27 protein-coding genes are annotated in these 26668 nt (G+C 48.4%); 17 read left to right on the forward strand and 10 right to left on the reverse strand.

The annotated features are described in order from the left end of the window. Positions 1–333 precede the first annotated feature (333 nt). The 5 genes from Q0413_RS10390 to Q0413_RS10410 are packed head-to-tail and all read right to left on the reverse strand — an operon-like array spanning position 334 to position 3594. Positions 334–1383 carry a dehypoxanthine futalosine cyclase gene (locus Q0413_RS10390; RefSeq protein WP_298990101.1) on the reverse strand — a complete coding sequence of 350 codons (1050 nt, stop codon included), beginning with the start codon at positions 1381–1383 and terminating at the stop codon, positions 334–336. 2 nt (positions 1384–1385) lie between these two features. Beyond that, entirely contained in the window at positions 1386–1760 is a 375-nt protein-coding gene (locus tag Q0413_RS10395) for a HepT-like ribonuclease domain-containing protein (protein ID WP_298990103.1), read from the reverse strand. Continuing rightward, on the reverse strand, positions 1753–2103 hold the full coding sequence (locus tag Q0413_RS10400; RefSeq protein WP_298990108.1) for a nucleotidyltransferase family protein: 351 nt from the start codon (positions 2101–2103) through the stop codon (positions 1753–1755). The genes Q0413_RS10395 and Q0413_RS10400 overlap by 8 nt, the downstream gene beginning before the upstream one ends. A gap of 1 nt (position 2104) precedes the next feature. Further along, positions 2105–2677 (reverse strand): NfeD family protein, encoded by a 573-nt coding sequence (locus tag Q0413_RS10405; RefSeq protein ID WP_298990111.1) that lies wholly within the window; start codon positions 2675–2677, stop codon positions 2105–2107. Next, the gene (locus Q0413_RS10410; RefSeq protein ID WP_298990114.1) at positions 2674–3594 is read right to left on the reverse strand and encodes a stomatin-like protein; all 921 of its coding nucleotides are present in this window, start codon (positions 3592–3594) and stop codon (positions 2674–2676) included. Before Q0413_RS10410 ends, Q0413_RS10405 begins: the two co-directional genes overlap by 4 nt. A gap of 118 nt (positions 3595–3712) precedes the next feature. Between Q0413_RS10410 and Q0413_RS10415 the strand changes: the two genes are divergently transcribed. Beyond that, positions 3713–4903 carry an MFS transporter gene (locus Q0413_RS10415; protein WP_298082849.1) on the forward strand — a complete coding sequence of 397 codons (1191 nt, stop codon included), beginning with the start codon at positions 3713–3715 and terminating at the stop codon, positions 4901–4903. Positions 4904–4913: 10 nt separating this feature from the next. On the opposite strand, the gene Q0413_RS10420 is transcribed toward Q0413_RS10415, so the two are convergent. Further along, positions 4914–6065: an MFS transporter gene (locus Q0413_RS10420; protein ID WP_298990121.1), complete on the reverse strand. Its 1152-nt coding sequence runs from the start codon at positions 6063–6065 to the stop codon at positions 4914–4916. Between the two features lie 288 nt (positions 6066–6353). Here Q0413_RS10420 and Q0413_RS10425 point away from each other — a divergent pair, with 288 nt between their 5' ends. Further along, positions 6354–6506, forward strand: coding sequence for a hypothetical protein (locus Q0413_RS10425; protein WP_298990124.1), 153 nt, complete (start codon positions 6354–6356; stop codon positions 6504–6506). Between the two features lie 4 nt (positions 6507–6510). Here the strand turns inward: Q0413_RS10425 and Q0413_RS10430 are convergent, their stop codons facing one another. The 4 genes from Q0413_RS10430 to murJ form a co-directional block, all read right to left on the reverse strand. Next, entirely contained in the window at positions 6511–8232 is a 1722-nt protein-coding gene (locus Q0413_RS10430) for an ABC transporter ATP-binding protein (RefSeq protein ID WP_298990127.1), read from the reverse strand. Positions 8233–8783: 551 nt separating this feature from the next. Further along, entirely contained in the window at positions 8784–8939 is a 156-nt protein-coding gene (locus Q0413_RS10435) for a hypothetical protein (protein ID WP_298990134.1), read from the reverse strand. Positions 8940–9485: 546 nt separating this feature from the next. Further along, positions 9486–10916, reverse strand: coding sequence for a cysteine--tRNA ligase (gene cysS, locus Q0413_RS10440; protein WP_298990138.1), 1431 nt, complete (start codon positions 10914–10916; stop codon positions 9486–9488). After that, positions 10903–12300, reverse strand: a complete 1398-nt coding sequence (gene murJ, locus Q0413_RS10445; RefSeq protein ID WP_298990142.1) for a murein biosynthesis integral membrane protein MurJ — start codon at positions 12298–12300, stop codon at positions 10903–10905. The genes cysS and murJ overlap by 14 nt, the downstream gene beginning before the upstream one ends. Positions 12301–12380: 80 nt before the next feature. On the opposite strand from murJ, the gene Q0413_RS10450 reads away from it, so the two are divergent. From Q0413_RS10450 to upp, 15 genes are all read left to right on the forward strand, one after another. After that, the gene (locus Q0413_RS10450) at positions 12381–13484 is read left to right on the forward strand and encodes an ABC transporter permease (protein WP_298990145.1); all 1104 of its coding nucleotides are present in this window, start codon (positions 12381–12383) and stop codon (positions 13482–13484) included. Then, positions 13481–14251, forward strand: a complete 771-nt coding sequence (locus tag Q0413_RS10455) for an ATP-binding cassette domain-containing protein (RefSeq protein ID WP_298990148.1) — start codon at positions 13481–13483, stop codon at positions 14249–14251. The genes Q0413_RS10450 and Q0413_RS10455 overlap by 4 nt, the downstream gene beginning before the upstream one ends. Before the next feature lie 477 nt (positions 14252–14728). Next, positions 14729–15658 carry an MlaD family protein gene (locus Q0413_RS10460; protein ID WP_298990151.1) on the forward strand — a complete coding sequence of 310 codons (930 nt, stop codon included), beginning with the start codon at positions 14729–14731 and terminating at the stop codon, positions 15656–15658. A 2-nt stretch (positions 15659–15660) separates the two neighbouring features. Next, on the forward strand, positions 15661–16224 hold the full coding sequence (locus tag Q0413_RS10465) for a hypothetical protein (RefSeq protein WP_005870378.1): 564 nt from the start codon (positions 15661–15663) through the stop codon (positions 16222–16224). Beyond that, positions 16221–16775, forward strand: a complete 555-nt coding sequence (gene ruvA, locus Q0413_RS10470) for a Holliday junction branch migration protein RuvA (RefSeq protein WP_298990155.1) — start codon at positions 16221–16223, stop codon at positions 16773–16775. The genes Q0413_RS10465 and ruvA overlap by 4 nt, the downstream gene beginning before the upstream one ends. A gap of 23 nt (positions 16776–16798) precedes the next feature. Continuing rightward, on the forward strand, positions 16799–17830 hold the full coding sequence (locus Q0413_RS10475) for a D-alanine--D-alanine ligase (RefSeq protein WP_298990159.1): 1032 nt from the start codon (positions 16799–16801) through the stop codon (positions 17828–17830). 60 nt (positions 17831–17890) lie between these two features. Further along, positions 17891–18109 (forward strand): type II toxin-antitoxin system Phd/YefM family antitoxin, encoded by a 219-nt coding sequence (locus Q0413_RS10480; RefSeq protein ID WP_177389042.1) that lies wholly within the window; start codon positions 17891–17893, stop codon positions 18107–18109. Beyond that, a complete protein-coding gene (locus Q0413_RS10485) occupies positions 18099–18830 on the forward strand; it encodes an alpha/beta hydrolase (RefSeq protein ID WP_298990162.1) in 732 nt (243 codons plus the stop codon). Before Q0413_RS10480 ends, Q0413_RS10485 begins: the two co-directional genes overlap by 11 nt. Positions 18831–19344: 514 nt before the next feature. Further along, the gene (locus Q0413_RS10490; RefSeq protein WP_298990165.1) at positions 19345–19509 is read left to right on the forward strand and encodes a hypothetical protein; all 165 of its coding nucleotides are present in this window, start codon (positions 19345–19347) and stop codon (positions 19507–19509) included. Between the two features lie 161 nt (positions 19510–19670). Then, positions 19671–21449 carry a Mur ligase family protein gene (locus Q0413_RS10495; RefSeq protein WP_298990168.1) on the forward strand — a complete coding sequence of 593 codons (1779 nt, stop codon included), beginning with the start codon at positions 19671–19673 and terminating at the stop codon, positions 21447–21449. 249 nt (positions 21450–21698) lie between these two features. After that, positions 21699–22379, forward strand: a complete 681-nt coding sequence (locus Q0413_RS10500) for a DNA alkylation repair protein (protein ID WP_298990170.1) — start codon at positions 21699–21701, stop codon at positions 22377–22379. Between the two features lie 96 nt (positions 22380–22475). Next, on the forward strand, positions 22476–22844 hold the full coding sequence (locus Q0413_RS10505; RefSeq protein WP_298990173.1) for a pyridoxamine 5'-phosphate oxidase family protein: 369 nt from the start codon (positions 22476–22478) through the stop codon (positions 22842–22844). A 150-nt stretch (positions 22845–22994) separates the two neighbouring features. After that, the gene (locus Q0413_RS10510; protein WP_298990176.1) at positions 22995–23768 is read left to right on the forward strand and encodes an SDR family oxidoreductase; all 774 of its coding nucleotides are present in this window, start codon (positions 22995–22997) and stop codon (positions 23766–23768) included. Between the two features lie 377 nt (positions 23769–24145). Continuing rightward, complete coding sequence (locus Q0413_RS10515) at positions 24146–24739, forward strand: BON domain-containing protein (RefSeq protein ID WP_298990179.1); 594 nt, start codon at positions 24146–24148, stop codon at positions 24737–24739. Positions 24740–25328: 589 nt separating this feature from the next. Then, the gene (upp, locus tag Q0413_RS10520) at positions 25329–25955 is read left to right on the forward strand and encodes a uracil phosphoribosyltransferase (protein ID WP_297882151.1); all 627 of its coding nucleotides are present in this window, start codon (positions 25329–25331) and stop codon (positions 25953–25955) included. Positions 25956–26668 lie beyond the last annotated feature (713 nt).

Here is a 26668-nt window from a genome sequence, read left to right on the forward strand (position 1 = left end):
CGGCGTATCGAGACCGCAATATGTTTTGTCGCCGCAAACGCGGCAAGCGCCTTCACAAAATACCTTCTGTGCGCCGTCTCCGTCGCGTCAATTTCGCAGCGTAGATTTCGCGTCCAAAAAATTTTAAGGCGAATTTCCATAGCGAAATGAAATTTTACTGCGCGAATTCCACTCGCACCAGTAAATTTAAACCCGTACCGATATCAAAATTTTAAATTTCGTTGCAAAATTCCACTATCGCAAAAATTCGCTATCTGTTTTAAGGCGAAATTTGCCGCTAAATTCTAGCCGTAAGCGCATAAATTCCCGCCGCAAACACTCAAAAGCCGGTGCCTAAGCGTAAGTCTCCAAAATATCGTAGTTGGTGTTGCGCTTGGCGGGAATTTCGCCTACGTCGCGGATCAGCGCTATCATCTCGTCCTTGCTCATCCGAAAGCTCGCGCCCGCCGCCTTTACGACGTTTTCCTCCATCATCGTGCTTCCAAGATCGTTCGCGCCGAATTTCAGCGCCAGCTGCCCGATGTAGCTGCCCTGCGTGACCCAGCTGCTTTGGATGTTTTTGAAATTATCCAAAAATAGCCGCGAGACGGCGAGCAGGCGCAGGTAGCGGTTCGGGCTTTGCTTTTTGATCTTGGGATGCTCGCGCAAAAGGCGGGTGTTTTGCCCCTGAAAGCTCCATAAAATGAACGCTCGAAAGCCGCCCGTGCGGTCTTGCAGCTCGCGGATTTTGTCCCAGTGCTCCACGATCTCGCGCGTGCTTTCAAGCGTGCCAAACATCATCGTGGCCGTCGTTTTCATACCGATGCCGTGCGCCTCCTCGTGCACTCTAAGCCACGTGGCGCTGTCGCTTTTACGCGGCGCTACGAGGTCTCGCACGCGGTCGCTTAAAATTTCGGCTCCGGCTCCGGGCATCGAGTAGAGCCCCTTAGCTTGCAGTCTGCGAAGTACTTCGAGCGTGCTGATGCCGCTAAGGCGCGCGATATAATAGATCTCGATCGCCGAGAAGCCGTGGATCGTGATGCTCGGATAATTTTTGTGGATGAACTCCACCAGATCCTCGTACCATTCGATTTTCAGCTTCGGATGGACGCCGCCTTGAAATAAAATTTGCGTGCCGCCCACGGCGATGAGCTCCTCGATCTTTTCGCCGATCTGCTCAAAGCTCAGCACATAGGCATCCACGTCGCTTGCGTGGCGGTAAAATGCGCAAAATTTGCAATCCACCATGCAGGCGTTGGTGTAGTTTATATTTCGATCGATGATGAAGGTCGTGACGCGATCCGGATGCAGCTCGCGCTTGCGCGCAAACGCTGCGCGCCCAAGCTCGTTTAGATCGGCGTGCTCGATTAAATTTAGGGCTTCATCTATACTTAGTCTTTTCAAATTTATCCTTCCGATTTGCCTTTGCGATACGGCTTTAGTGCGTTGATGATTTTTTGATTTAGCGTCGGTAGATAGTCCTTGATGGCTATCTCTATCAGCTCAAAATTTAGCCGTTCGTATTCGTGCGAAGCGATATTTCTGGCGGCGTTGATAGCTCTTATTTCATCTTTGCTAAAGATCGCCAAAGCCTGCAAATCGTTGCTTTCTTGCAGCCCCTTTAGCAGGGCGTGGATATTGATGAACTGCATCATTATCGCAGGCTGCAAAACGTCCTCGTCGGCAAGAGCCTGCGCTACGCCGCCCTCGCATTTTTTTAGGATGGATGAAATTTTATCAGATATCTTTTTTAATCGCTCGATGCTTGATCTTTCAAACATAAATCGCTCCTTGCAGCAGCTTCATTTTTTCTTCGCGACTTAAAGAGGTAGTATCGCACAGATCGACATTTGCATTAAATTTGCAGGATAGCTTTTTTTTAAAATCGTCTAAAAAAACCAGTGCCGAAAATGGGTTTCCTAAATTTTTTACCATTTTTGCCCCGTCGGTTTCGATCGCGATGTCGATGTCGGAAAATGCGTCGGCACTACCCTTGGCGTAGCTGCCGAAAAGCCATAGCTCGGTAACACCAACCGCAAAAAGCCTCTTTTTCTGCGACGATAAAAATTTTAAAATTTCATCCTTGCTGTTGATCGTTTTTTTCGGTGCGGTTTTAGCGCTCACTCTACGCCTCTTTCGGATCTACGGACGCTTCTTGTTCAGCGCCAGAGCTTTGCGCGTTTTTGCTCGCAGCGGCATTGGAATTTTTATCGTCGGCACTCGTGCTGTCCGCGTCGCTTAAATTTGCGTCGCCGTTATTTAAATTTACGCCGTCTGCGCCGCTAGAATTTCGACTGCTATCTTTTTTAATCACGATCTGGCCGTTTTTTACGCCTAAAATTTCGACGCGGTCACCCTCGTTAAGATCCGAAATTTCATCGCTTTTCCAAAACGTGCCTTTGAAATAGACCATGCCGTTTTTGACGGTGCCGGTGCCGCTTTCGTCTAAAAAATTATCCTTATGCTTCTCTTCTGGTTTGAAAAAGCGTGATTTTAGCGGCTTTTTAAATGCGATCAGAAGCACGAAAGAGAGCACGAACGAAAGTAGAATTTGCACGTCCCAATCAAGATGAAAACCGAAGCTCAAAAGCCCCGTGATGAAAAATCCGGCGCTGAAAAATATAAAGGTAAAATCCATCACCAAAAGCTCGACGATCGCCAAAATCACGCCGATTATGATAAAAATCAGCGCGTTCATTTGAGCTCCTTCGCGCCGTTTTTGCCGAGGAATTCTTTAAGCACGCTAAGAGAGCCGATAAGCTCGCTCGTTTCGTAAGGGATCAAAATTTTATCCTTGCTAGGGTTTTTGGATAGCTCGCTAAAAGCGTTTACACGACCCTGCGCGAGCAGGTATTCCGCCGCAAAGCTAGAAGCGCTCATCGCTAAATTTATACTGTCCATCGCGTCTTTTTGACCTTGCGCAAGCGCGATCTGCTCGTATTTTTTCGCATCCGCCATACGCTCGATTGCCTCGGCTTCGAGCACTTTCTCCTGCTTTAGCGCCTCGGCGTTTCGGATGAGGGCTGCTTTTTCAGCCTCGGCTTTAAGCTCGATCGCGCGCTTTTCGCGCTCGGCTTTCATCTGCATATTCATCGCCTCTTCGATGCCGTGCGGTACCGAAATTTCGGAGATCTCCACGCGTATGATCTTTACGCCCCAGTTATCCGCGGCGTCGCCCAGAGCGATTTGTAGTTTGGAATTTAGCTGATCGCGCGAGCTAAGCGTGCTATCTAAGCTCATCTCGCCGATCGCGCTACGTAGCGTCGTCATCGCTAAATTTGAAATCGCGCGGCGATAATCCTCGACGTTGTAAAGCGCCATCTTACCGTCGATAACCTTCAAAAACACGATACCGTCGACGCTTATGTTGACGTTATCTTTGGTGATGACCTGCTGCTTGCTGATGTCCACCAGCTGCTCGCGCACGCTCATCTTCGCGCGCACCGCGTCAAAAAACGGCACGATGATGTGAAAGCCGCCGTCGAGCACCTTGTGAAAGCGACCCAGCCGCTCGATGATTAAAATTTCCGATTGTGAGACGATCTTGACCCCCATCTTTAGAATTGCCGCGATGAGGACGCAAAATACTATTACCGTAGTTACGAACCCTTCCATTTTCACTCCTGAATTAAAATTTCGCAATTATAGCATTTTTAGCTTATTTTGGCTTTTAAGGCGCGCCGTGATACAATTTCGCTAGATTTTTTATATTAAATTTACGGGATAAAATTTTATGATCAGATACATCGTGCTGCTTCGCCATTCGCGCAACTACCGCCTGCTCTTTTCGGCAGGTTTTATATGTATGTTCGGCTTGTGGTTTTCGGTCGTTGGGGTCGCTACGCTGCTGATTGAGCTTGGCGCGCCGGTGTGGGCGATTACGGCAGTGGGCGTCGTTTCGTTCGTGCCGAACGTTTTTTTAGCGCCCATCAACGGCATCATCGTGGATAAATTTCAACCAAAGCCGCTGATGACGGCGATGTTTATAACCGAGATGATCAGTATTTTCATGCTGATTTTTATCGATAGCTTGGATTATTTGTGGCTGTTACTTCTGATCGTTGTCGTGCGCAGCGTCGCAGGCACGCTATTTTTTCAGACCGAATCTTCCACGCTGCCGAAATTTCTAAGCCGCCCCTATCTCAAACTTGCTAACGAGATGACGGGCATTATCTGGACGATCACATATACTTTCGGTATGGCGAGCGCGGGTATTTTTATCCACTATTTCGGCGTGCGAGCGGCATTTATTTTGGATTTTTGTTTATATGTTTTTTCGTTTTTTATCCTGCTGCGACTAAATTTTAAAGACCTTGCAAAAAACGCGCCAGGGCCCGTGTTTAAGATGCTAAAGGAGGGGTTTTCCTACCTGCGCTCGCATCCTTTGGTGGTGCATCTCATCGTCCTTCACGCCTTCGTCGCCGTCACCACCTACGACAATCTCATCGCGCTTCTTGCGAAGTATAAATACAAAGAAATTTTAAGCGCCTCGTTAGTCATCGGGCTTATGAATATGTCGCGCTCGGCGGCTGCATTTTTCGGGCAGATATGGCTAAGTAAGATCGTGAATAAACATACGTTTTTTTGGCTATTGCTGGGGCAGTTTGCGGGCATCGCGCTGTGGGCGGTGCTGGAGTTTAACTACTGGCTTTCGTTTGCGGGCATGATCGCGGCGGGATTTTTCATCACGACGGTGTGGTCGTATTCTTTTACGCAGCTGCAAAGCCACGTCGATAGGGAGTTTTTCGGGCGCGTTATAGCTTACAACGACATGGCGTATTTCATCGTCGCCACGCTCGTGTCGGCCGCGATCGGATTTTTTTTCGAGCTTGGATTTTCGCTTTCGCAAATCACCTTTGGCATGGGCTTTATGTTCGCAATCGCGGCGTTTTATTATAAATTTTTGATCTATGAAAAAATTTAAAATTTTAAAGCTATCTTTTCGGCGCGATCTCGGGGCGAAAGATAGCAAATACGAATAAAAAGCTCATCGCCGCGAAAAACACCCAGATAAAGCCGTTTGCGCCTAAAAATTTCATCATCGCGCCGATGATCAAAGGAGAGCAGAGCGACGCGCTTGAATATATAAAAAGCATCGCTGCCGAAATTTGCACGCGGGATGCCCCCTCGCCGGTGATGGAGTCGTTTGCGCGCGCGATGGCAAGCGAATACAAAGGAAAGGCGCCAAATCCCAACATCAGCGCAAGTGCGCACGTTAGGATGAAGCTTTTAGCAAAAAATAGTGCCGCGCAAGCTACGATACCGATGGCGCAAACTATCATTATCGCGCGTTTGCGGCCGAATTTATCGGAGATTACGCCGCAAATAAGCTGCGATAGGAAGCCTCCGACCATCGCCGATCCCATAAATGCGCCCACCGAGCCGACTCCAAGGCCCGCACTTAGCACGAAAACGCTCGCCATCGAAAAAAAGCCGTTAATCAAAATACCCGCGCAAACCACCGTCGCAAACGCAAGCGGCGGCACGATCGAAATTTGCGGCATCGAAACGCGCATGCGAGCGGGAACTCTGGGAGGGTTGAAGCGGATTAAATTTACCGGCAGCAGCGCTAGGATGATGAAAAATGCGCTTAGCACGAAGACCTTCATCGTTCCGAAATTTAGCGCCAAGATTATAACTCCTATCGCAAACGCGCTGTAAAAAACCGCTTCGTAGATCGCCAGCACGCGGGAGCGGATGGAGTTTGTGATCTTTGAGTTTATCCAGCTTTCGATTATCATCAAAAGCGCGTAATAACAAAAGCCCAAAATGAAGCGCAAAATCGCCCAATACACGAGGTTTGAGCCTAGATCGTGCAGCATTGCAGCAATTCCGAAAAGCGCCGTAAAGACAGCGTATGCCCGCACGTACGAGAGCGCGCCGATTATCGAAGGCACGAAAAAGCCGCTAAAGATCGCTCCTAAAAAGAAAAACGCCGAAATCGCTCCGATCTCAAGCTCGCTGTGGCCGGATTCTTTTAGCATAATGCCCGCGCTTGCGATGACTAGCGCGTCGCCGATAAACATAAAGAAAATCCCCAGAAATAGGGGGCTTAGCGAGCGTGCCGCGCGCATAGATTCAAACAATGACTTTCCCTTGGAATTAAATTTGGCGTATTGTAGCCTTTTATTGATTAAAGCTCGGTTTTTATATAAAAATATTTGAAAAATTTCGATTCGGATAGAGATTTTAAAAAGATGCGAAAATTTATAAAGGAAAATAAAGCTAAAATTTTACCGCAGCGGTTTTAAAACGGCTCGAGCGTTTAAATTTAGAGGCAGCCTGCAATGAAGCGCTAAAATTTTAAGATAAATTTTATCCAAACGTTAAAACTCTAGCAGTCGTGCCTCGTAGCACCAAAGAGTCGAGTTTTATTGAAAAGCCCTATGGCCGAAGCGGCGATCCGCGCGGCTGAATTTAAAGGTAAAATTTTAATCTTTGCGGATAAATTTATGCGACTTGCTTCAAAGATAAAATTTCAAAATTTCATAGAGCAAAACCGGGGTGCAAAAGGGGTAAAATTTTAAAGCTCTAGCCGTTTTGCATGATCCCCTTTAGGCTGCGATACTCCTCGCATTCGCCCGTCAGCTTCGCGTCGGTGCCGATGGCGAGGATGCGGCCGTTTTTCATCACGGCGATATTGTCGGCGCGCTCGATCGTGGAGAGGCGGTGCGCGATTACAAAGACGATTTTGCTTTGTTTGATCTTTTCGATGACGTTTGAGATCTCCTTTTCGCTTGCGTTATCCAGCGCCGAAGTCGCCTCGTCGAATATTAAAATTTGCGGGTCTTTATACAGCGCGCGCGCGATGGCGATACGCTGGCGCTGCCCGCCGCTAAGATTTGCGCCGAACTCGCTAAGCACGGTGTAAATTCCATCCTTCATCGAGCTTACGAACTCATAGGCGTTGGCGAGACCAAGCGCTTCTATGACGCGCTGCTCGTTAAATTCCGCGCCGTAGCTTACGTTTTGCGCGATCGTGTCGTTAAAAATATAGACGCGCTGGCTTACGAGGCCGATGTTTTCGCGCAGGCTAGGGATGCTAAACTCGCCGATCTCGTCGTTGCCGTTGAATAAAATTTTACCGCTACTTGCGTCGTAAAAGCGCATCAGCAGGTTCACGACCGAGCTTTTGCCGCCGCCGCTGTTTCCGACGAGCGCTAAAATTTCGCCCTTTTTGACGCTGAAGCTTATGTCTTTTAGCGCCGCCTTGTCGCCGTAGTTTAGCGACACGTCGCAAAAGCTCACCGAGCCGATCTCGCCCATCTGCTTTCCGCCTCCGACGATCGTAGGCTCCAAATCTATGAGCTCAAACGTCCGCTCGCTCGCCGCGATGGCGTCTTGCATGTTGTTGTAGAGCGAGGAGACCTTTTTTATCGGGGTGTAAACCATAAAAAGCGCCGTAAGGAAGCTGAAAAAGCTGCCGATACTCATCTGGCCCGCGATGACCTCCTGTCCTCCGACGATGATCACCACGGCGATGCCCACGGCGCCTAGCATCTCCATGATCGGGCTTACCAGGCACGCCGTTACGACCGCCTTTAAATTTAGACCGAAAAATTTCTTGTTTTCGGCGTTAAATTTCTCCACTTCAAAGCTCTCGGCGTTGCTTGCCTTGACGATTTCGATGTTGGAGTAAATTTGACTGAGCGCCGAGGAGATATCGGATGTTTTCTCTTGAGACTCGCGCGAAATTTTTTTCATCCGCTTTGCGAGGCGCGAGAGCGGATATATCGCGCACGGAAAGACCACGAGCGCGAAAAACGAAAGCTTTGGGCTCTGATATATCACGACGCCCAAAAGCCCCAAAATCGTAATGATCTGCGTGAAAAAATCGGGGATCATATTCGAAACCACGACGCGGATGCGCTCGATGTCGTTGATCGTGCGGCTGATGAGCTCGCCCGTGCGGAATCGGTTGAAAAAATCCACGTCCAGCCGTACGAGGCTTGCGACGAGCCTATCGCGGAAGCGGCGCACCGTGTCTTGACCGATGAAGGCGGTGAAGTAGTTTTGCATAAACGCGCCGCCGCTTTTCATCGCAAAAACCACGATGATCGCGATCGGAAGCGTGTAGAGATACGGCTCGTTTTTTTCGACGAAAATTTTATTTAAAACGGGCTCGACCAGCTTCGCGCTCGCAGCAGTCGCCACGCTCGTCATCACCATACCCAAAATCGCCAATGCAAACTGCGGCTTGTAATCCCTAAAATAGGGCTTAAAGCGCGATAGTAAAGTTTTAAAGCTGTTCAAATACAATCCTTTTTTATAAAATTTTTAAAATTTGAATCCAAAATTTCTGAAATTTTAAAATTTATAATTCCGAAATTCCTAAAATTTTAGAATTTCCAACACAAAATTCTTGAAATTTTAGAATTTATAATCCCAAAATTCTTGAAATTTTAAAATTTCGGCCGCGAGGCAGCACGAAATTTATGGGGCGGCGCGGGACTAATTTGCGCTTCGCAAGCCCACTAAATCAACTCGCTCGCATGCGGCGATCGTGCGGACGACGCCGAGATTTAGCTTTTTTATTTGCTACTTTCGAAGCGTAAAGCGCTTTAAAATGGCTTTTGCGCATCGCAGAGCGGTTTTTACATTACCATTTTTAAATCGCAAAGCGCCTTAAAAGCGAGCGAGTTTTTATCCGTCGCGATTTCTAAACACTTTCGCACGCCATAAGCGTTAAATGCTTTGAGGCGCTGTGAACCGTCCAGAGAGCGCTGCACTGCCGCTATATCGCATCGCATTGCGCTTTCGTACGCCCATTTTGAGCGGTAAATGCTTTGAGGCGTCATAAAGCGCTACAAAGTGCCGTTATACATCGCATGTATCGCGACTTCACAACGGCGCGCCGCATTGCGCTTTTGCGCCGCCGCACCGCCGAATGAAAATCGCAGCCTGTCTTGTGGCTTTGCCGCTACATCAGCCGTATCGACAAATGAAATCGCGACTTTCATCGCTGCGTGCACCCGCGTACAATATCGCTATAAAAATCGCGCCAAAATTTGCACGTCACCACAGCATGTTCCACTGCACCTAGTCGCGTTAAAATTTACGCACAGGCTGCCGCAGCGCTGCTTTCACTGCGCTGCATCGCAACTTTGCATCGCCAATTGCCATAAAATCGCACTAAAATTTACGCACAGGTGCGCCGCAGTGCCACCGCTGTACCGCGCTATATCGCACCGCCACATCGTCTATTGCCAATAAAACGCGGTAAATACGCGCAGACACCGTAGCGTTACTTCATTTTGCCGCGATATATCGCGCCGACATATCAGCTGCGCCGACGAATTTAAAATTGCGTCCGTCTTGCGCCTCTGTCGCCGCGTCACGTCGCGCATTATTCCTGCACCGTATCGCTAAATAAAATCGCATCGCCGTATTGTGATACCGCAAATAAAATTGCTTTAAAATTTGTGCGCGGATTAGCGTTCGGATTTACGCTTTGTATCGTAAAAATCATAAAATTTAACGCAAAATTATATGTTAAATTTTATGATCTACTCCGCTGCGACCTCCCAAACGGTGCCGCTAGGCGTATCCATCACTTCGATCTTCATATCCGTAAGGCGCGCCCTGATGGCATCTGCGCTCGCAAAATTTTTTTCCGCCTTCGCCTGCGCGCGCTGTTCTATCAGCTCCTCGATCTGCGCCCTTTGCTGTTCGCTCACCCCGAAGCGAAAGTATTCGGTCTCATCCTCGTATAAAATTCCGAGCGTCTGCTTCGCAAACTCCAAATTTGCGGCGATACGGGCTTTTAGCGCCTTGTCTTTTGGCGTGCGATCTAGCGCTTCGTTCGCGCCTGCTACGAAGCTATCGAGCACCGCAAGCGCGCCTGAGGTGTTGAGATCATCGCTTAAAAACTCCATCATCTCCGATCTAAATTTAGCCTCCGCAGCAGGCAGCTCGGGCGCAGAATTTTGCCCCGCAGCGGGAGCTAAAACGTCACGGACGCGCTTTTTAAGGCGGTAAATTTTATCTAGCCTCTTTTTGCTCGCAAGCAGATCGGTCACCGAATAATTAAAATTTGCCCTGTAATGCGAGCTTAAGAGATAAAATCTCAGCGCCTCGCCTGGTGCGATTTTTAGGGCATCTCCTACAAAAAAGGAGTTGCCGAGGCTCTTGCTCATCTTTTCGTTGTTTACCTGCACGAAGCCGTTGTGAAGCCAGTATTTGCTTAGCGCTCTATGGCGGGCGCAGCGGCACTGCGCGGCTTCGTTTTCGTGATGCGGGAAGAGCAGATCGGCGCCGCCTGCGTGAATGTCGATGCAAAATTGCGGATCCCCGCTATCAAGGTGCGCCAAAATCATCGCGACGCACTCGCTGTGCCAGCCCGGGCGCCCTTTGCCAAACGGGCTATCAAACCAGTTCTCGTCAAATTTCCACAGCACGAAGTCCTTCTCGTCGTGCTTGGCATCGTTTGAGGCGACGCGGGCGATGTTTTTACCGGCGCCCTCTTTTTTGCCGCTAAGACTTAGATAATCCCCGTCCTTGCGCGTGTCGAAGTAGATGCCGTCACCGGTGATCTCGTAGGCAAAGCCTTTTTGAAGAAGCGAGGATATGAGCTCGCAGATCGCGGCGATATTTTCGGTCGCTTTGGGCGAAATGCTCGCGTCCGCGACGTTTAGCGCGCTCATATCCTGCAAATATCTGCGGGTATAAAACTCCGTGATCTCCTCCAGGCTCTTGCCGGTTTCCGCCATCTTTTTTAAAATTTTATCATCGATATCGGTGAAATTTCGCGCAAATTTAACCTCATAGCCCTCGGCTTGCAGTACGCGGCGTAGCAGATCGAAGCTCACGGCGCTTTTTGCGTGCCCCAAATGCGCATCGTCATAGACGGTCGGACCGCAGGCGTAAATGCGCGCCAACCCCTCGCTAATGGGCTTAAAAGGGAGCTTCTTTTTGCTCAAACTATCATAAATTACCATAATATAAGCCTTTTAAAATGTATAAAATCGCCGCTTCGCCCGCACAAAGCGCCGCGATCGCAATAATTTTTTTTGCGCGGATTATAGCTAAAAAGTTATTAAATCCAAAAAAGTAGAGATTAAAGCCCAGCAGAAACGCTCCCGTTATCGTGCTTGCAAACGCAAGTCCCACCGCACCGAAGGGTTTAAAAAACAGCGCGCACAAAGCGACGTTTATAAAGACGCACCAGATCGAAATTTTCGCGCTTAGCTTCTGCTTCATATTCGCATACAGCCAGTGCGAAAAAATCCTAGACAGCCCGAACGGCACGAGCCCCACCATATACGCGCCGAGAACTGCGGCGCATTCGATGGAATTTTGGCGAGTAAATTCTCCGCGCTCAAACAGCAGCTGCGTGATCTCATTTCGCAGCATAACGCCGCCTATCGCAGAGAGCCCGAGCAGTGCCAAAAGGAAGTAAAATCCGCGCTCCACGAGCGCCAGAGCCTGCGCGTCGTCGCGAGCTTTTACGAATTTGCTCATTCGCGGAAAGATCGCCGTGCTAAGCGCAATCGCAAAAAGTGCGAGCGGCAGCTGAAATATGCGGTTGGCGTAGTAAAGATAGCTGATACTGCCGCTAGCAAGGAAGCTTGCAAAAAAGGTATCAATAAACGAGCTTAGCTGAAGCGCCGACGCACCGAGCACGCCCGCGAAAAAATTTTTATAAAAGCCCTGCGTCTGCGGTTTATCGCCTCGCGCGAGCCGCGCAAAGCCGCCCGCTAAGACGCGCAGCATACCGGTAAATTTCAGCGCATAAACATGCACCGCTAGCTGCAAAAGTCCGCCCGCCACGACGCCGAAGCTAAGATAGAGCACCGCCGTGGCGCCGTCTTTGCCTCGAGCCAGCAGAAGCGCCGCGATCATCGCTAAATTTAAAAGTGCGGTCGAAAACGCCGTCGTAGCGAAGTGATCGCGATACTGAAGCAGCGAGGCAAAGAGCGTAACGACGAAGATAAATGTAAGGTAGAAAAAATTTATCCGAACGTATGGCACCGCAAGACCGATCTGCTCGGCGCTAAATCCGTATGCCAAAGCTTTAGTAAAAACGGGTGCGGCAAGCAGTACGAGCGCCGTTAAAAGCGCGATGAAAATGCTAAATTTAATAAGCACCGCTGCGGCGAAAATTCCTTTTTTGCGCGCGGCGGTAAAACTAGGCAAAAATGCCTGCGTAAAGGCTCCCTCGCCGAAGAGTCTGCGGAAAAGATTGGGTAGTTTAAACGCTACGAAAAACAGATCGCTGTAAATCCCCGCGCCCAAAACCGATGCGGTAAGCAGGTCGCGCACGAAACCCAAAACCCGCGAAACCAGCGTGCCTGCGCTATTTGTAAAAAAGCCTCTGAGCATAAATCTCCATTAAATTTTATAAAATGCCAAGGTTGATTATATTATAATTTCCCCTATTTTTTGATTTTGGAGAGAAATTTTTGCGGAATTTAGCCTTTTCGCTCGAAAGCTCGGGCGGGAAAAACACCTTATCGCTACGCGGGCAGTGGAACTATAAAAGCTCGCGATCGCAGCTACTTGCACTAAAAAAAGCGGTAAAAAATCTAAACGAGCTGGAGCTAAGCTTAAGCGAAATTTCAAATTTAGACTATTTCATGGCGCTGATGATCAAAAACGCCCTTGCCGGCAAGCGGGTTAGCCTTGTGGAGGATAGCTGCAAAGCTGCCAAAATTCTAAGCTTTATGGATGATAAAATGATCGATTTTAGCTACGTACCCGAGTCTCGTAGGCTAAATTTTTTAGCGCAGATCGGACTTTATTGTCATCTTGGAATTTTAGGCTTGCTAAGCCTTGCAAGCTTTTTGGGCGAGTTTTTCTCCAAACTTACGGCTTTTATAATTCATCCGATGAAATTCCGTTTCAAAGAAACCGTAAATTTCATCAAAGATAGCGGCATAGACGCGCTTTTCATAGTCTCATTGACGGCATTTTTGATCGGTATCGTGCTTGCCTACATCGGCTCGGATATGCTTTCTAAATTTGGCGCTAGCATCTATATCATCGATATAATGGGCGCTTTGACGCTTCGTGAGGTAGCGCCTCTAATCGCCGCTATCGTTATCGCGGGTCGCTCGGCTTCGAGTTTTACGGCGCAGATCGGCGTGATGAAGATCACAGAAGAGATCGATGCGATGAGGACGATGGGCTTTGATCCGTTTTATTTTCTTGCGATGCCGCGCATTATCGCAATGGTACTAATCATGCCGCTAGTCATTTTTATCGCAGATTCGGTAAGTATTTTTGCTCAGATGATCGTGTGCGACGCGTATTTAGACATAGCCTTTAGCGATTATTTGGATAGATTTAAGGCTTCTGTAGAGCTTAGGCATTTTTTAGTAGGTATGATTAAAGCGCCGTTTTTCGGGGCATTCATCGCTATCATCGGCTGCATGCGGGGTTTTGAAGTCAAAGGAAATACCCAAAGCATCGGCGAATACACCACCATTAGCGTCGTAAACGCGATATTTTGGGTTATCGCGATCGACGCGGTATTTGCGGTTTTGTTTTCGGAAATCGGACTATGAGCGAGCAAGTACAATCCAGCGAAAGCGCTAAAATTATAGTCGCGCGCAACGTTACTACCGCGTACGGATCGCGCGTTATGCACGATAGCGTGAGCTTTAGCGTCAAAAAGGGCGAAATTTACGGCTTCCTAGGCGGCAGCGGCAGCGGTAAAACGACGCTGATGAAAACTCTCATATTTTTAAAGCGCCCGCAAAGCGGCGAGATTAAAATTTTCGGACGCGATATTTGGCGTGCGAGCGAGGCGGAGCAAAACGAGATCCGCCTAAAATGCGGCGTGATGTTTCAGTTCGGCGCACTTTACAGCTCGATGAGCGTGCTTGAAAACGTAGGCGTGCTGCTACGCGAATACTCTAAATTTAGCGAACGCGAGATAGATGAGCTATCGATGTTTTGGATCCAAAAGGTGGGGCTTAAGAAGGAGGCCGCCGCGCTTAGGCCAAACGAGCTTAGCGGCGGTATGAAAAAGCGCGTGGCGCTGGCTCGCGCACTAGCTCTAAGCCCTGAAATTTTATTTTTGGACGAGCCAAACTCGGGGCTTGATCCGCTCAGCGCCAGAGCCCTTGATAGGCTTGTTTGCGAGCTTAGAGACAGCCTCGGCGTCACGGTCGTGATGGTGACGCACGATGTGGATAGTATCTTTGACATTTTGGATCGGTTTTTGATCGTAGATAATCAAAAAATTGCCTTTGAAGGAAACATCGAGGAAATTTCAAGCCTAAAGAATAACCCACTTGAAGAGCTATTTAAGATGAGGCAAAGGGATTGAGCTTTGAAATTTATTTGGTCGAAATACGCATCGCGGTGGGTAAAATTTAGATAGGTAGGAGCTGAAATTTTAAAATAGCGGCGGGAAAATTTTAAATTTTAAACCTAGCGAGGAATTCCGGGCTCCGTAGGGCTTAAATTTTTAAAATTTAGACCTTAGCGGCTCAATCGAAATTTTAAAATTCAGGCGGGTCGCATTTAAGGGCGCATTTGTGGGATAGCGCATTGAAATTTTAAAATTTTAGCGAGCAAGCGGCGTTAAATTTAAATCGGGGCGGTAGAATTTTACGCTAAAATACGGCGCGGCGATATTTTGAAATTTCAAAATGCACGCTAAGCTTTAAAATTTAAACTCAGATGATTCTGCAAATTTTGCGACTATTTGAGAAAAGGTTGAGTTTTAAAATTTAAGCCCAAATGGCTATTTTAAGGCATATCGCAGGGCTTAAATTTTACGCTCTGAAATTAGGAGAAAAGATTGGAAAATAGAACTTCATACACGATAGTAGGCGCATTTGTTATGATTTGCGTCGCGGCTCTTACGGCATTTATGTGGTGGATGCTTACAAAGACTGATCGCGGCGAGAGCTATCGCTCCTACTATATCCACACAAAAGAGCTTCCCGTAGGCATTAAGGAGAATTCCCAGGTTAAATTTATCGGCGTAAATGCGGGCATCATCAAAAGCATCGACTTTGCCGATATCGAAAATGCGATTATTGAGATTGAAATTTCGGTAAAAAGCAAGCTACCGATCTCGCAAGATAGTGTTGCTAAGGTGGAATCTCAAGGCATCAGCGGAATCGCGTTTATAAATATCACGAAAGGAAGTGGCAAGCTTTTTCCGCCGAATGATAAAAAGCCGATAATTGCGCTGGATAAAACGCTTCTTGATAAAATCGGCTCCAAAGCCGAAGTTATCACCGATAGCGTGAGCGAGATGATCTTTAAGATTAACGGGCTGTTGTCTAAACAAAATACTGATAAAGTGGATAGAATTCTATCTTCGATGGATAAATTTAGCGCTGAGCTAAGTGATGATAAAAAATTCCAAAGCCTAGACGCACTGCTTGCTAACGTAAATACTCTCATAGCAAATTTAAACGAGCGCGAGAAGGAGCTGGACGCGCTGCTAGATAATCTAAACGCCTTTGCCGTGAGTGCTGCCAATCTATCGAATTCACTGGATAAAACCGCAGGCATCATCACTAAGCGTATCGATCGCGGCGAGTACAATCTAAAAGCGATCTTGGATCCTACGCTTGAGGAGGCAAAAAACACTCTTCGCGAGCTAAAAAAATCGCTTAGAGAATTCCAAGGCGCGATGTTTAGGCTAGAGGACAATCCTTACGATTTCTTTTTCAAAGACACTTCTAAAGGCGCGGATCGCGACGATAAAAAGGAATAAAGATGAAAAATTTTATAAAGTTTACGCTTGCTGCGACGCTGGCGGCGATATTTTTAGGCGGCTGCTTAGCCAAGCAGGCTAAGCCATACACTTACTACGAGCTGCGTTATGATCAAAAGCGCTGCGTAAATCCTAGCGGTGCGCGCAAAAATATCTTTATCGACACCATCACAGCGACCGATCTCGTCGATAGGCGGGATATTTTAATAGTGGATTTTAGAAACCGAACGCGGTTCGCAAGCGACGCCAAATTTATCACGATGCCTAGCGAAATGGTATATAAGGCGCTGCTAGATGCGGCATTTTCTACCTGCTCGCTAAATCCGATCTTCGTGCCAAAAGAGCGGGATTTGCGCCTAAAAACCAGTATCGTAGCGCTTCAGATCAATAACGATCAAGCAACCGTCACGATGGGATATGAAATTTTAAATTCTTTAGAAAGCATAAAATCTGGCATCGTCACTAAGCGCGTTTTCGTGCCTGATCCTAGCTCGCAAAGCATTTATAATGCTCTAAATTTAGCGCTTAATGAGAGCATAAACGAAATTTTAAAGGCTCTTAGATGATAGCAGCGATCGAAGGAATTATCACGCGCAAGGAGCCCACTGCTTGCGTCATTAAATGCGCTAGCGGCGTGAGCTACGCCCTTTCATTGTCATTAAATACCTCCGCGAAGCTCACGCAGGGCAAGCTGACCGAGCTCGCGTGCGTTCAAATTCTGCGCGAGGATGCCGATTCGCTGTATGGGTTTTTAGACGAGAGCGAAAAAAAGATGTTTGAAACTCTAATCAAGCTTAGCGGTGTAGGTGCAAGCACGGCGATGGCGGTTTGTTCGACGCTCGCTCCGCAGGATTTCGCGCGTTGCGTAGCTACGGGGGATGCTGCGACGCTAACTTCAGTTCCGGGTATCGGCTCAAAGACCGCTAGACGGATCATTGCCGAACTAGGCGATGCGAAGCTAATGGAATTCGGTCCTAGCGAGACTTATAAAAATGAAGCGGCGTCCGCGCTACAAAGCCTTGGATTTAAGCGCGATAAGATCAATCAAATCTTAGCGGGATGCAGCAGCACGAATACGTCAGATCTTGTCAAAGAGGCGTTAAAAAAATTAGCGTAGAAAATAAAATTTGAAGGAAAGCAATGAAATTTGGCATAGTTTTTGGAGCTCAAAGCTACGAGCACGAAGTAAGTATCATCTCGGCAATTGCCGTCAAAAATGCCCTAAAAGGCTGGGACTTGGAGTTTGTATTTTGCGATAAAAATCGTAAATTTTACCGCATCGATGATAAAAATATGCGCGCGGCATATTTTAAGCAGGGCGGCTATGCTAAAGCAAAAGAGCTTAGCATCGGTGTGGGCGGATTTTTTGAGAGCGGAATGTTTAGCAAAAGCATGCTAGAAGTCGGCACATATATCAATCTAATCCACGGCTGCGACGGCGAGGATGGCAAAATGGCAGCGCTATTTGAGTTTTTTGGCATCCCTTACATAGGCCCTCGCATAGAAGCTAGCGTTCTAAGTTATAATAAAATTTTAACCAAGCACCTAGCCGCAATCGCAAATGTAAAAACCCTGCCGTATGAGATCGTAAATCGTACTAGTCTGCCTAATTTTAATTTTCCGATCATCGTTAAGCCCGCTCATTTGGGCTCTAGCATCGGAATTTCGATAGCCAAGAACGAAAGCGAGTTTAGCTATGCGCTGGATCAGGCTTTTGAGCTGGACGATAGCGCGATCGTAGAGCCATACTGGGAAAACGTAAAGGAATTCAATCTCGCAGGCGCTAAAATAGACGGCAAAATCGTATTTTCAAACATCGAAGAGCCAAAAAAAGAGGGCTATTTAAATTTCGATCGTAAATATTTGGATTTTTCGCGTAGTGGCGCGATAGAGCCCGCTCGTCCTGGCGCTTTGCTAGAGGGCAAGATGAAAGATGCCTTTACGTGGCTTTATAACGCAGGATCATTCGATGGCGCGCTAATTCGCTGCGATTTTTTTGAAAAAGAGGGTGAAATTTATTTAAACGAGATAAATCCAAACCCAGGCAGCCTCGCAAACTACCTATTTGATGATTTCTCCGAGGTCTTAGCAGCTCTTGCTTCGTCGCTGCCGCCGATGAGGCAGATCCCTGTAAGCTACGAGCTGATCACCAAAATCATCGCTAATAAGTAGCCAATCGTTTAAAATTTTACGCTAAATTTTGCGTAAAATTTTACCCCAAAAGGTCGAGTTATGATAAATCAAGACGAAATTTACACCGCTACCGAGATCGTGCGCAACTTCAGCACCGTTTTAAACAAGATCAAAAACCAAGAGATCAAAAAAGCCCTGATCGTCAAAAACAATAAATTTGAAGCCGTGATGATCAGCATGAGCGAGTTTGAGCGGCTCGAAAAGGCAGTCGAGCTACTCAAGGCCGTTTACGCCAAAAGGAGCGGTGGTGGCGAGTAAGGAGCTCGTCTGCGGAGGCGAGAGCTACAAGATTAGCTACGAAATTTCAAATCTGCAGCGCACCGAATATATTTTGGTGTTGCACGGCTGGGGTGCAAACAAAGCGCTTATGTCTCGGGTTTTTGCGGATAAATTCCGCCGTTACGCGATAGTGTGCGTCGATCTGCCGGGATTCGGCGCCAGCTCGCAGCCCGCACGCGCCCTTGGCAGCAAGGATTACGCGGAGATTATGCGCGCCTTTATCGCAGCTTTTGGCAAACAGCCCGCCGCGATTATGGGGCACAGCTTCGGCGGCAAGATCGCCGCATTGCTGGCTCCGCGCAATCTCATACTGCTAAGCAGCGCCGGTATCATCGAGCCGAAACCCCTTGTAGTGCGCGCCAAAATCGCGATTTTTAAAATTTTAAAAAGACTTGGTCTGGCGGGGCTTTGGCGCGCGTTTGCAAGCAAGGATGCCGCAGGTATGAGCAAGACGATGTATGAGACGCTAAAAAACGTCGTAAATGAGGACTTTCGCGATATTTTTTCCGCGCTAAGCCCGCAAAATGCGCTCATCTTTTGGGGCAAGGACGATCGCGCCACTAGCCTAAAAAGCGGCGAGCTGATCCATTCGCTCGTTAAAAATAGCAAATTTTATCCGCTGGCGGGGGATCACTTTTTCTTTTTGCAGAACGCGGATTTTATTGGCGATCAGATCGAAAAGGAGCTTGGCGGCAGCTAAATTTAACGATTTGGCGCCGCGCAAGGTTAAAACAAGACGCGATTTGGTGTAAATTTTAAAATTTAGTCGCGAAATTTTAGCGCCGCTAAAAATCGCGCTTTAGTTGCAAAAACAGATCGCGCGAATGTAAGAGCGAGGTATAGTTTTAAAACGTTTTATTGCGGCGCTTTAGTGCAGTTCTCCCGCGTTTTAAAATTTTGCAATCTGTTTTCGCCAAAGATCGCAAGCCGAAGCGTAAATTTAAACATAAAAGTCGCGCGTATGCGTTTAAATTTAGCAGCACAAAATCCGCTCTTTGGGCACGTAGTATAAAACGCAAAGCTCAAAATTACAGCGCGCCGCGTTAAATTTTAAAATTTAACGCCGTAGTGGGTCGTTTCTGCTCTGTGTTTGCGGCAGCCGTACGAGACACGGCGAAACCGTGTGTGTGCACCGAAAAGCGGGTGTTTAATTTAGTCGCAGGTCGCATAACCGCGCTATGTATTTGCTGCGACAGAAGGCCTATGTGCCGTAAATGATGCAAATCATCGCGCGAGATAGGGCGCTATATCGCAATATACGCAGCGTGCGAAAATTTCAGGTCGCGAAAGATAGATACGGCGCAGTATCGAAGACGCAGACGCCGCGCGGCAGCGTAAATTTATCTAGTGTGGCTCGTGCAGCTTACGCGAGCGCGTGAATTTGCGAGCTAGCGAATTTTGTAAAAATAGAATTTGCAAAGCGAGAATTCGTAAAATTTGCAAATGAAGCCGAATGCCGGTGGCCCAACGAGCTCGCCGCATCTTGCCCGCACAGGCGCGCAAAGCAGGCGCCTAAACTTATAAAAAGGAATTTTAAAAGATGAATATAATATTTTTGATCGCGCACGCGGCATTCGTCCTACTGCTGGGCTTTTATCTGATCACCTGCCTGCAGTGGTTTTCGTATAAGCCTGCGCGCATCATCTTTCACTTCACCAAACCCGCGTGGCACCTCTATTTTTTGATTTTGCCGTTAGCGGCGTATCTTGGCTGCGAGGTCGCGGCGAGCCTCTGCGCGGCTAAATTCGGCGCCGCGTCCCTCTATGCTCTGCACGCCGCTAAAATTCTAATCGTCGCGGTCTATGCGCTAGCGCTTTATTTTTGGCAAAGAGGGCTAGATAAAAAGCTCGTCTTTACGCCGCGCGTGAAGCGATTTTTTGCGATTTTGGCACTCTGTGCGTTTGGCTTCAGCGCCGTGTTTTATGCCGCAGAAGCTCCGATTTTGCCGATATTTTTACCGCTTGGCGCCGCTCTTGTGGCGAGCTTTGCTTACGAGCAAGCGCAGGCTGCGAAATTTAAGGCCGCCGCACGCAAAAAACTAGCCCAGATGCCCTCGCTTACGATCATTCAGATCACCGCGAGCTACGGCAAGACGAGCATTAAAAATTTCTTGTATCAAATTTTAAAAAGCGACTTTCGCTGCTACAAGACGCCGCGCTCGGTAAATACGCTAGCGGGGCTAGTGCGCGACATAAACGAGGCGCTGCCCGCAGATACGCAGATCTACATCGCCGAAGCAGGCGCCAGGCTAATCGGCGACATCGCCGAGATCACCGAGTTTTTGGCGCCGCAGATCGTCGTCGTGGGCGAGATCGGCGCGCAACACATCGAGTATTTCAAAAGCATCGAAAATATCCGCAAAACCAAGCTTGAAGCGCTAACAAGCGTGCGGCTAAAGCATGCGTTTTTGCACAGCTCCACGCAAAAAGGCGCGGACGAGCGCGTCACGATCTATGACGAGGGGCTGGAAATTTGCGGCGCGGATCTGGACGGAATAAAATTTAGCCTTAGCTTGAGCGATGATGAAAGCGGTGCGAGCAGAGAAAATTCTGCGCTGCACGTAGGCACATCTGCCGCAGAGGGCGAAGGGCAGGGCGATTTGAGCCTAGATACAGGCAGCGCGATATACGCGGAAAAAGACAAAAATTCTAAAAATTACGGCGCCGATTTTGACGATGCAAATTCCATATCCTGCGCCGAACGGAGCGAGCAAGAATTTTACGAACAAGCCGCCCGTGCCGCTAGCGACGATAAAATTTGCAGCGACAAAGAGCGGGGCTCGCAAGAGGCTCCAAACGGGCGGAGAGAGCTATGCGAGAGGCATGAGTTTTTTGCGCCTATTTTGGGTAAATTTAACGCCGCAAATCTCGCCGCATGTATAAAGATCGCGCGATTTTTAGGGCTTAGCGCAGATAAGATCAAAAGCCGCGTCGCGCACGTAAGCGCCGTCGAGCACCGCCTCGCGCGGCTCGATGCGGGCGGCAAGATCATCATCGACGATAGCTTCAACGGCAATCTAAGCGGCATGCTGCAAAGCTACGAGCTGATGCGAAGCTACGGCGGGCGCAAGGTCATCATCACGCCGGGCATCGTCGAGAGCACGCGCGAGGACAACGAGACGCTCGCCGCCAAGATCGATGAAATTTTTGATCTCGCGATCATCACGGGCGAGCTAAATTCCGAGGTGCTGCAAAGCAGGATAGATCCAAAAAAGACTATCGTTTTGAAAGACAAGCGCGATTTGCAGCGGGTTTTGAGCGAAAATACGCACGGCGGCGATCTGATTTTGTTTTCAAACGACGCGCCGAGCTTCATTTAAGCGGCTTTGGCGATACGGCTTGCTTCGCCCGGCGGCATACGGCGCGATTTGGTTGGGCGCGTTTTTTAGACAAAAGACTTTGAGCGGGTGCGGCGAGCGACTTAAAATAGTATGATCTATCGGGCGATTAGTTTGAGCTGCATCGCGATCTGTTTAAATAAAAGTCCTGTGCGGCAAAATTTTAGCGCGCCGTTATAAAATCGTAATCTCGCGCGCGATTAAATTTACGATCAAATTTAAAGGAAAGCTATGGATCTACGAGAAAATATGCTAGGGCAGCTGCGAGCGCTAAGCGAGGAGAAATTGGCGAAATTTTCGCAGCGCCTAATACCCGCGCCGCAGATTTTGGGCGTGCGCACTCCCGCACTGCGCGCACTTGCTCGCAAAAGCTTCGCCGCTTTGGGAGAGGCGGACGAGGCGCAGCGCGAGCTGCAAAATTATAAGCCCGTTTTTCACGAGGAGTTCGTGCTAAAGGGCTTTTTCATAATGCTTTTGAAGCAGGATGAGGCGAAATTCGCGCTCGCGAGCGATTTTATCAAAACGATGCCAAATTGGGCGGTTTGCGATATGTTCGCTCCGAAATTCAGGGGCGCCGCTCTCGCAGGCGCGCTGCTAAAGCAGGCTAAAAACGGCGTGGACGAGTTTGAGCGGCGATTTTTCTACGTTTATTTTATGCAAAATATGAGTGCGATCTCGCCCGAGGAATTTTTTAAAATTTGCGCCGCCGAAAGCGACGAGCGGTATTACGTGCAGATGGGCGCGGCGTGGGCGATAGCGGAGATGTTTATCAAGCAGCGCGAGAGCACTCTTGCGTTTTTGGCGAGCAAGCGGGCGGCTAAATTTGTCCAAAACAAGGCGATTTCCAAGATCCGCGATAGCTTCCGCGTAAGCAAAGCCGAAAAAGATGCGCTTTTGAAATATAAAATTTAGCCGCAGCAGTAAGTGGCGGAAGCGAAATAAGCTAAAATTAGACGCTGCTTCGAAACCGCAAGTTTTAAAACGCAAAATTAATCCTAAGGAGAGAAAATGTTTAGCAAAGAGTTTTTGGAAATTTTAAATTACGAATGTGCCGTGGGCATCGCTACTTGCGCGCACGGCGAGGCTCATATCAGCAACACTTGGAATAAATATCTCGTTATCAAAGAAAACCGCATTCTGATACCTGCTGCGGGCATGAAAAAGACGCAAAGCAACGTGGAGGCAAATCCAAACGTCGAGCTTAGCGTCGCAACGAAGGAGCTAGCAGGCAGGTTCGGAGCGGGGCGTGGCTTTGTAGTGAAGGGCACAGCGCGTTTTATTGATAGTGGCGCGGAGTTTGAAGAAACGAAGGCGAAATTTCCGTTTGCTACGAGGCTACTTGAAATCACGGCTAGTAGCGTAAAACAGGTACTTTGAGTTAGATAGCGGCGCGATTTGCGATAAAATTTTGCGGGCGAAATCTTAAAGTTAATAAAATTTCAAAGCCTGTAAAATTTCGAAGTCTGCGAGATCCATAAATCTCGCTCAAATTTTTAGAGCATAAATTTACGCATTGAAAGGAAAAGTATGAAACGATTAGAGGGCAAAACCGCCGTAATCACTGGCGGAAGCGACGGCATAGGGCTTGGCATCGCAAAGTGTTTCGCCGAAGAGGGCGCAAATTTGATCCTGCTCGGCAGAAGCGAGGAGAAATTAAAAATCGCGCAGGAGGCATTGGGCGGTTACGGCGTGAAAGCTTACGCGGTAGAGGCGGATTTGGCGCAAAGCAAAACGATAAAAGGCCTTTGCGAGCACATTTTAGCGCTACCTCTTAAGATAGATATCCTTGTAAATAACGCCGGGTTGGGAAAATTCGTACCCTTTGAGGCGACCGACGAAGCTCTGCTGGATGCCCATCTAAACCTAAATGTCAAAGCGCCCTATCTGCTTACTCAGGGGCTTTTGGGCGCGCTTGCGGCTAGCAAGGGCTGCGTGATCAATATCTCGTCGTATTTTGCGAACAGAATGCTCGTGGGGCGCACCACGACGGCGTATTCGATCACCAAAGGCGCGCTAAATTCTTTCACCAAATCGCTTGCCTTCGAGGTCGGCAAACTCGGCGTGCGCGTTAATGCCATAGCGCCCGGAAGCGTGCTAACGCCGCAGTTTGAGCGAAATTTAAGCGCGCTTAGCCCGCAGGGGCGCGAGGCGTTTGAACAGATGGTGCAAAATATCTATCCGCTCGGCAAAATCGGCAGCGCGCAGGACATCGGCGAGGCGGCGGTGTTTTTGGCGTCGGATGCGGCGAAATGGGTCAGCGGCGCGATATTTGCGATAGACGGCGGACTCACGACGAATTAGCCGCGACCGGGCGGAATTTTGGGCGCAGGTTTTGAAATATAAAATTTTACAGAGGCAAATTCCGCCTCGAGAAATTTTACCCTGCAAAATTTCGCAGCGGCAAATTTGCAATTAAATTTAGCCACGTAGAATTTTACGGCGACGAATACTGCTCGCGAAATTCCGCAGCGAAGAAAACGCAGAATTCCGCAATCTGTGGGAATTACAACGTAAATTTTAAAATTTATATTGTAAAATTTTACGGCGTGCGGTTTGGGCGGAATCTCGCGGCGCAAAATTTGAAGCTGCGATAAAACGGTGCCTACGGGGTTAAATTTAAAAAGCGGCGCCGGCAGCTGGCTTGAGGTAATTAGAAATTAAACGAGATTGGAGAGGGTTTGAGAGTTTTGTTTCTAGCGATTTTAGCGGTGTTTTTGCTCTCTTGCGCGGCGCTTTTTAACTCGTGCGCGGCTCCGCTGGCGCCCGCGGGCAATGCGCTTAGCGTATATGACATCTACTCCGTAGCGCGCGACCGCCGTAGCGTGAGCGAGGTCGCTAGCGACAAGCTCATCCAGACTAAAATCCAAAGCAAAATTCTATTTACCAAAGGCCTTAGCAGCTGGGATCTGGAGGTCGAGTGCTTCTACGGCGAGGTCTATCTCATCGGGCTACTGGATAGCGAAGCGATGCGCGAGCCGCTGCTTGCTTTAGCTAGACAAACCGAAGGCGTGCGGCGCGTGCATACCTATCTGCGCGTCAAAAAGCCCGAATATCCGTGCAATTCGTTTGAAATTTTTACAAATTTAAAGAAAAATCTCTTTTCCGACACCGACGTTTCGGGCACTGCGGTGCGCGTGGCGATCGTGGGCTGCGACGTGGTATTTAGCGGCGTAGTAACGGACATTGAGCACGAAAAGCACGCGATCTGGTACGCGACGCATGCTCCCGGGGTGCAGGACGTGTATTCGTTCCTGCGCGTGGTGAAGGAGTAGGGGGTTGCGGTTAAATTTTGATCGCTTCGGTACGGCAAATTTAACCGCTTGCGGCGGGCTAAATTTAAAAAGATACGCGCTCGGTTCATTAGGCTTGTCTGTGGAGCGCAGGTGCGTATGGAATTAAAATTTATCGACGCGCAAGATAGCGGGGAATTTTAAAATTTGGATCACGAGCGCGAGCATTAAGTAAATTTAAAGTTGCCTCAGACGATAATTTCGCAGATAAAATTTATGCCGCGAGCGCTCGCCGAAAAGTAGCGCCAGCGTGCCGATAGAAAGCGCGCCCTATTTAAATGGCGGCTAAATCAAAAGCGGCACGCGCGAGCTAAATTTAAAGCGTTGCGTTTTAAAAGCGCTAAATTTAAAGCGAGTCGCCGAGCTAAATTTAAACGTAACGCGCGCATTGCGAGCTAAAATGAGCTAAATTTAAAATCGCGTTTCCGTTATCGGCAAAATTTCAGCACCATGGTGCAAAAGCTCGCGCTAAAACATACGATCAAAATGCCCCAAAGGGCGCAAAATTCAGTAAATTTAAGGAGAGAAAATGAGCCAAAGCCAAAAATGTACGCACCAAACCGCGCGTGAGCTGCCTAACGTGAGGCTGATCAAGCACCCGCTGATCGAGCATAAGCTCACGATCCTGCGCGATCGGGAGACCGATCCGTTTCAGTTCCGCATGCTCGTCGATGAGATCAGCTACCTGATGATGTTCGAAGCCACGCGCGATCTGGCGCTGCGCGAGGTGAGCGTGCATACGCCCGTGGCGCAAACCAGCGCGTATAAGCTCGCCACAAAGATCATGATCTGCCCGATTTTGCGCGCCGCGCTGGGGATGCTAGATAGCGTATTTAAGCTTATGCCCGACGCTAGCGTGGGATTTTTAGGCTTTCAGCGCGACGAAAAGACCGCGCAGGCGGAGTTTTTTTACGCCAAGCTGCCCGCCGATGCCGCAGAGCGCACCGCAATCATCATCGATCCGATGTTTGCGACCGGCGGTACGGCGATCGATGCGGTTAAATTTTTGCTGAAAAACGGCGTCAAAAAGATCAAATTTATCTCCATCATCGCAGCGCCCGAAGGGCTTCATAGATTTAGCGAGATCTACCCGCAGGTCGAGGTTTTTACCGCGGCGATCGACGAGAGACTAAACGAGCAAAAATATATCGTGCCGGGCCTCGGAGACGCGGGAGATAGGGTATTTAATACGCTGTGAGATTTGCGCGGCGAAGGACTTTGTGCTGCGCTAAATTTGCGCGACAGTATTTTATGCGGCGATAAATTGATCGGCAGCAAACTTTACCGGCAATGGAATTTTACGCGATGCGAAATCTATTTATCAAATATGCGGGTTGTCGCCGCTCGGAATTCCGTCGCGGCAATAAATTCGGCAGAGCGCGTATTTTTTACAACGCGCGCAATACGTAGTGAAATTTAAAATTTGTAGCGCCGTAAATTTAATGCACTTTAAAATTTTAACTCGTCGTAGAATTTGCGGCATTTTGGAATTTATTAAATAAAATTTGAGCTCCGCGATGTATAAAACACATAAATTTCAAAGTAAGAGAAAGATGAAATAGGGCGGCGGAATTTTATTGCCGTCGAATTCTGCTGCAAAATTCTAGCCGTGCGAGATTTCACGGGGAATTTACCGCGTCAAAACTTACGGCAGAGCGGTAGCAAAATTTTAAAATTTAGCTCGCATTTGCGGCGTAAAATTTTGCAACCGCCCGCGCCGCAAATATCACCATTTTAAACCGCCTTTGATTGCACTGCCACATAGCTCGCGCGCAGCTCGCAAAAAAATTCCGAGCAGTCACGCTTTTCATAGCAGCTTAAAACCCCGCTACCGCCTGCAAATTTAGCCCGCTGCAAAATATCTCACAACGTCCGCGCCGCAAAAATTTACAAATCGCAAAATTTGCAAAA

Source organism: uncultured Campylobacter sp., assembly GCF_938045465.1.
Lineage (GTDB): Bacteria > Campylobacterota > Campylobacteria > Campylobacterales > Campylobacteraceae > Campylobacter_B.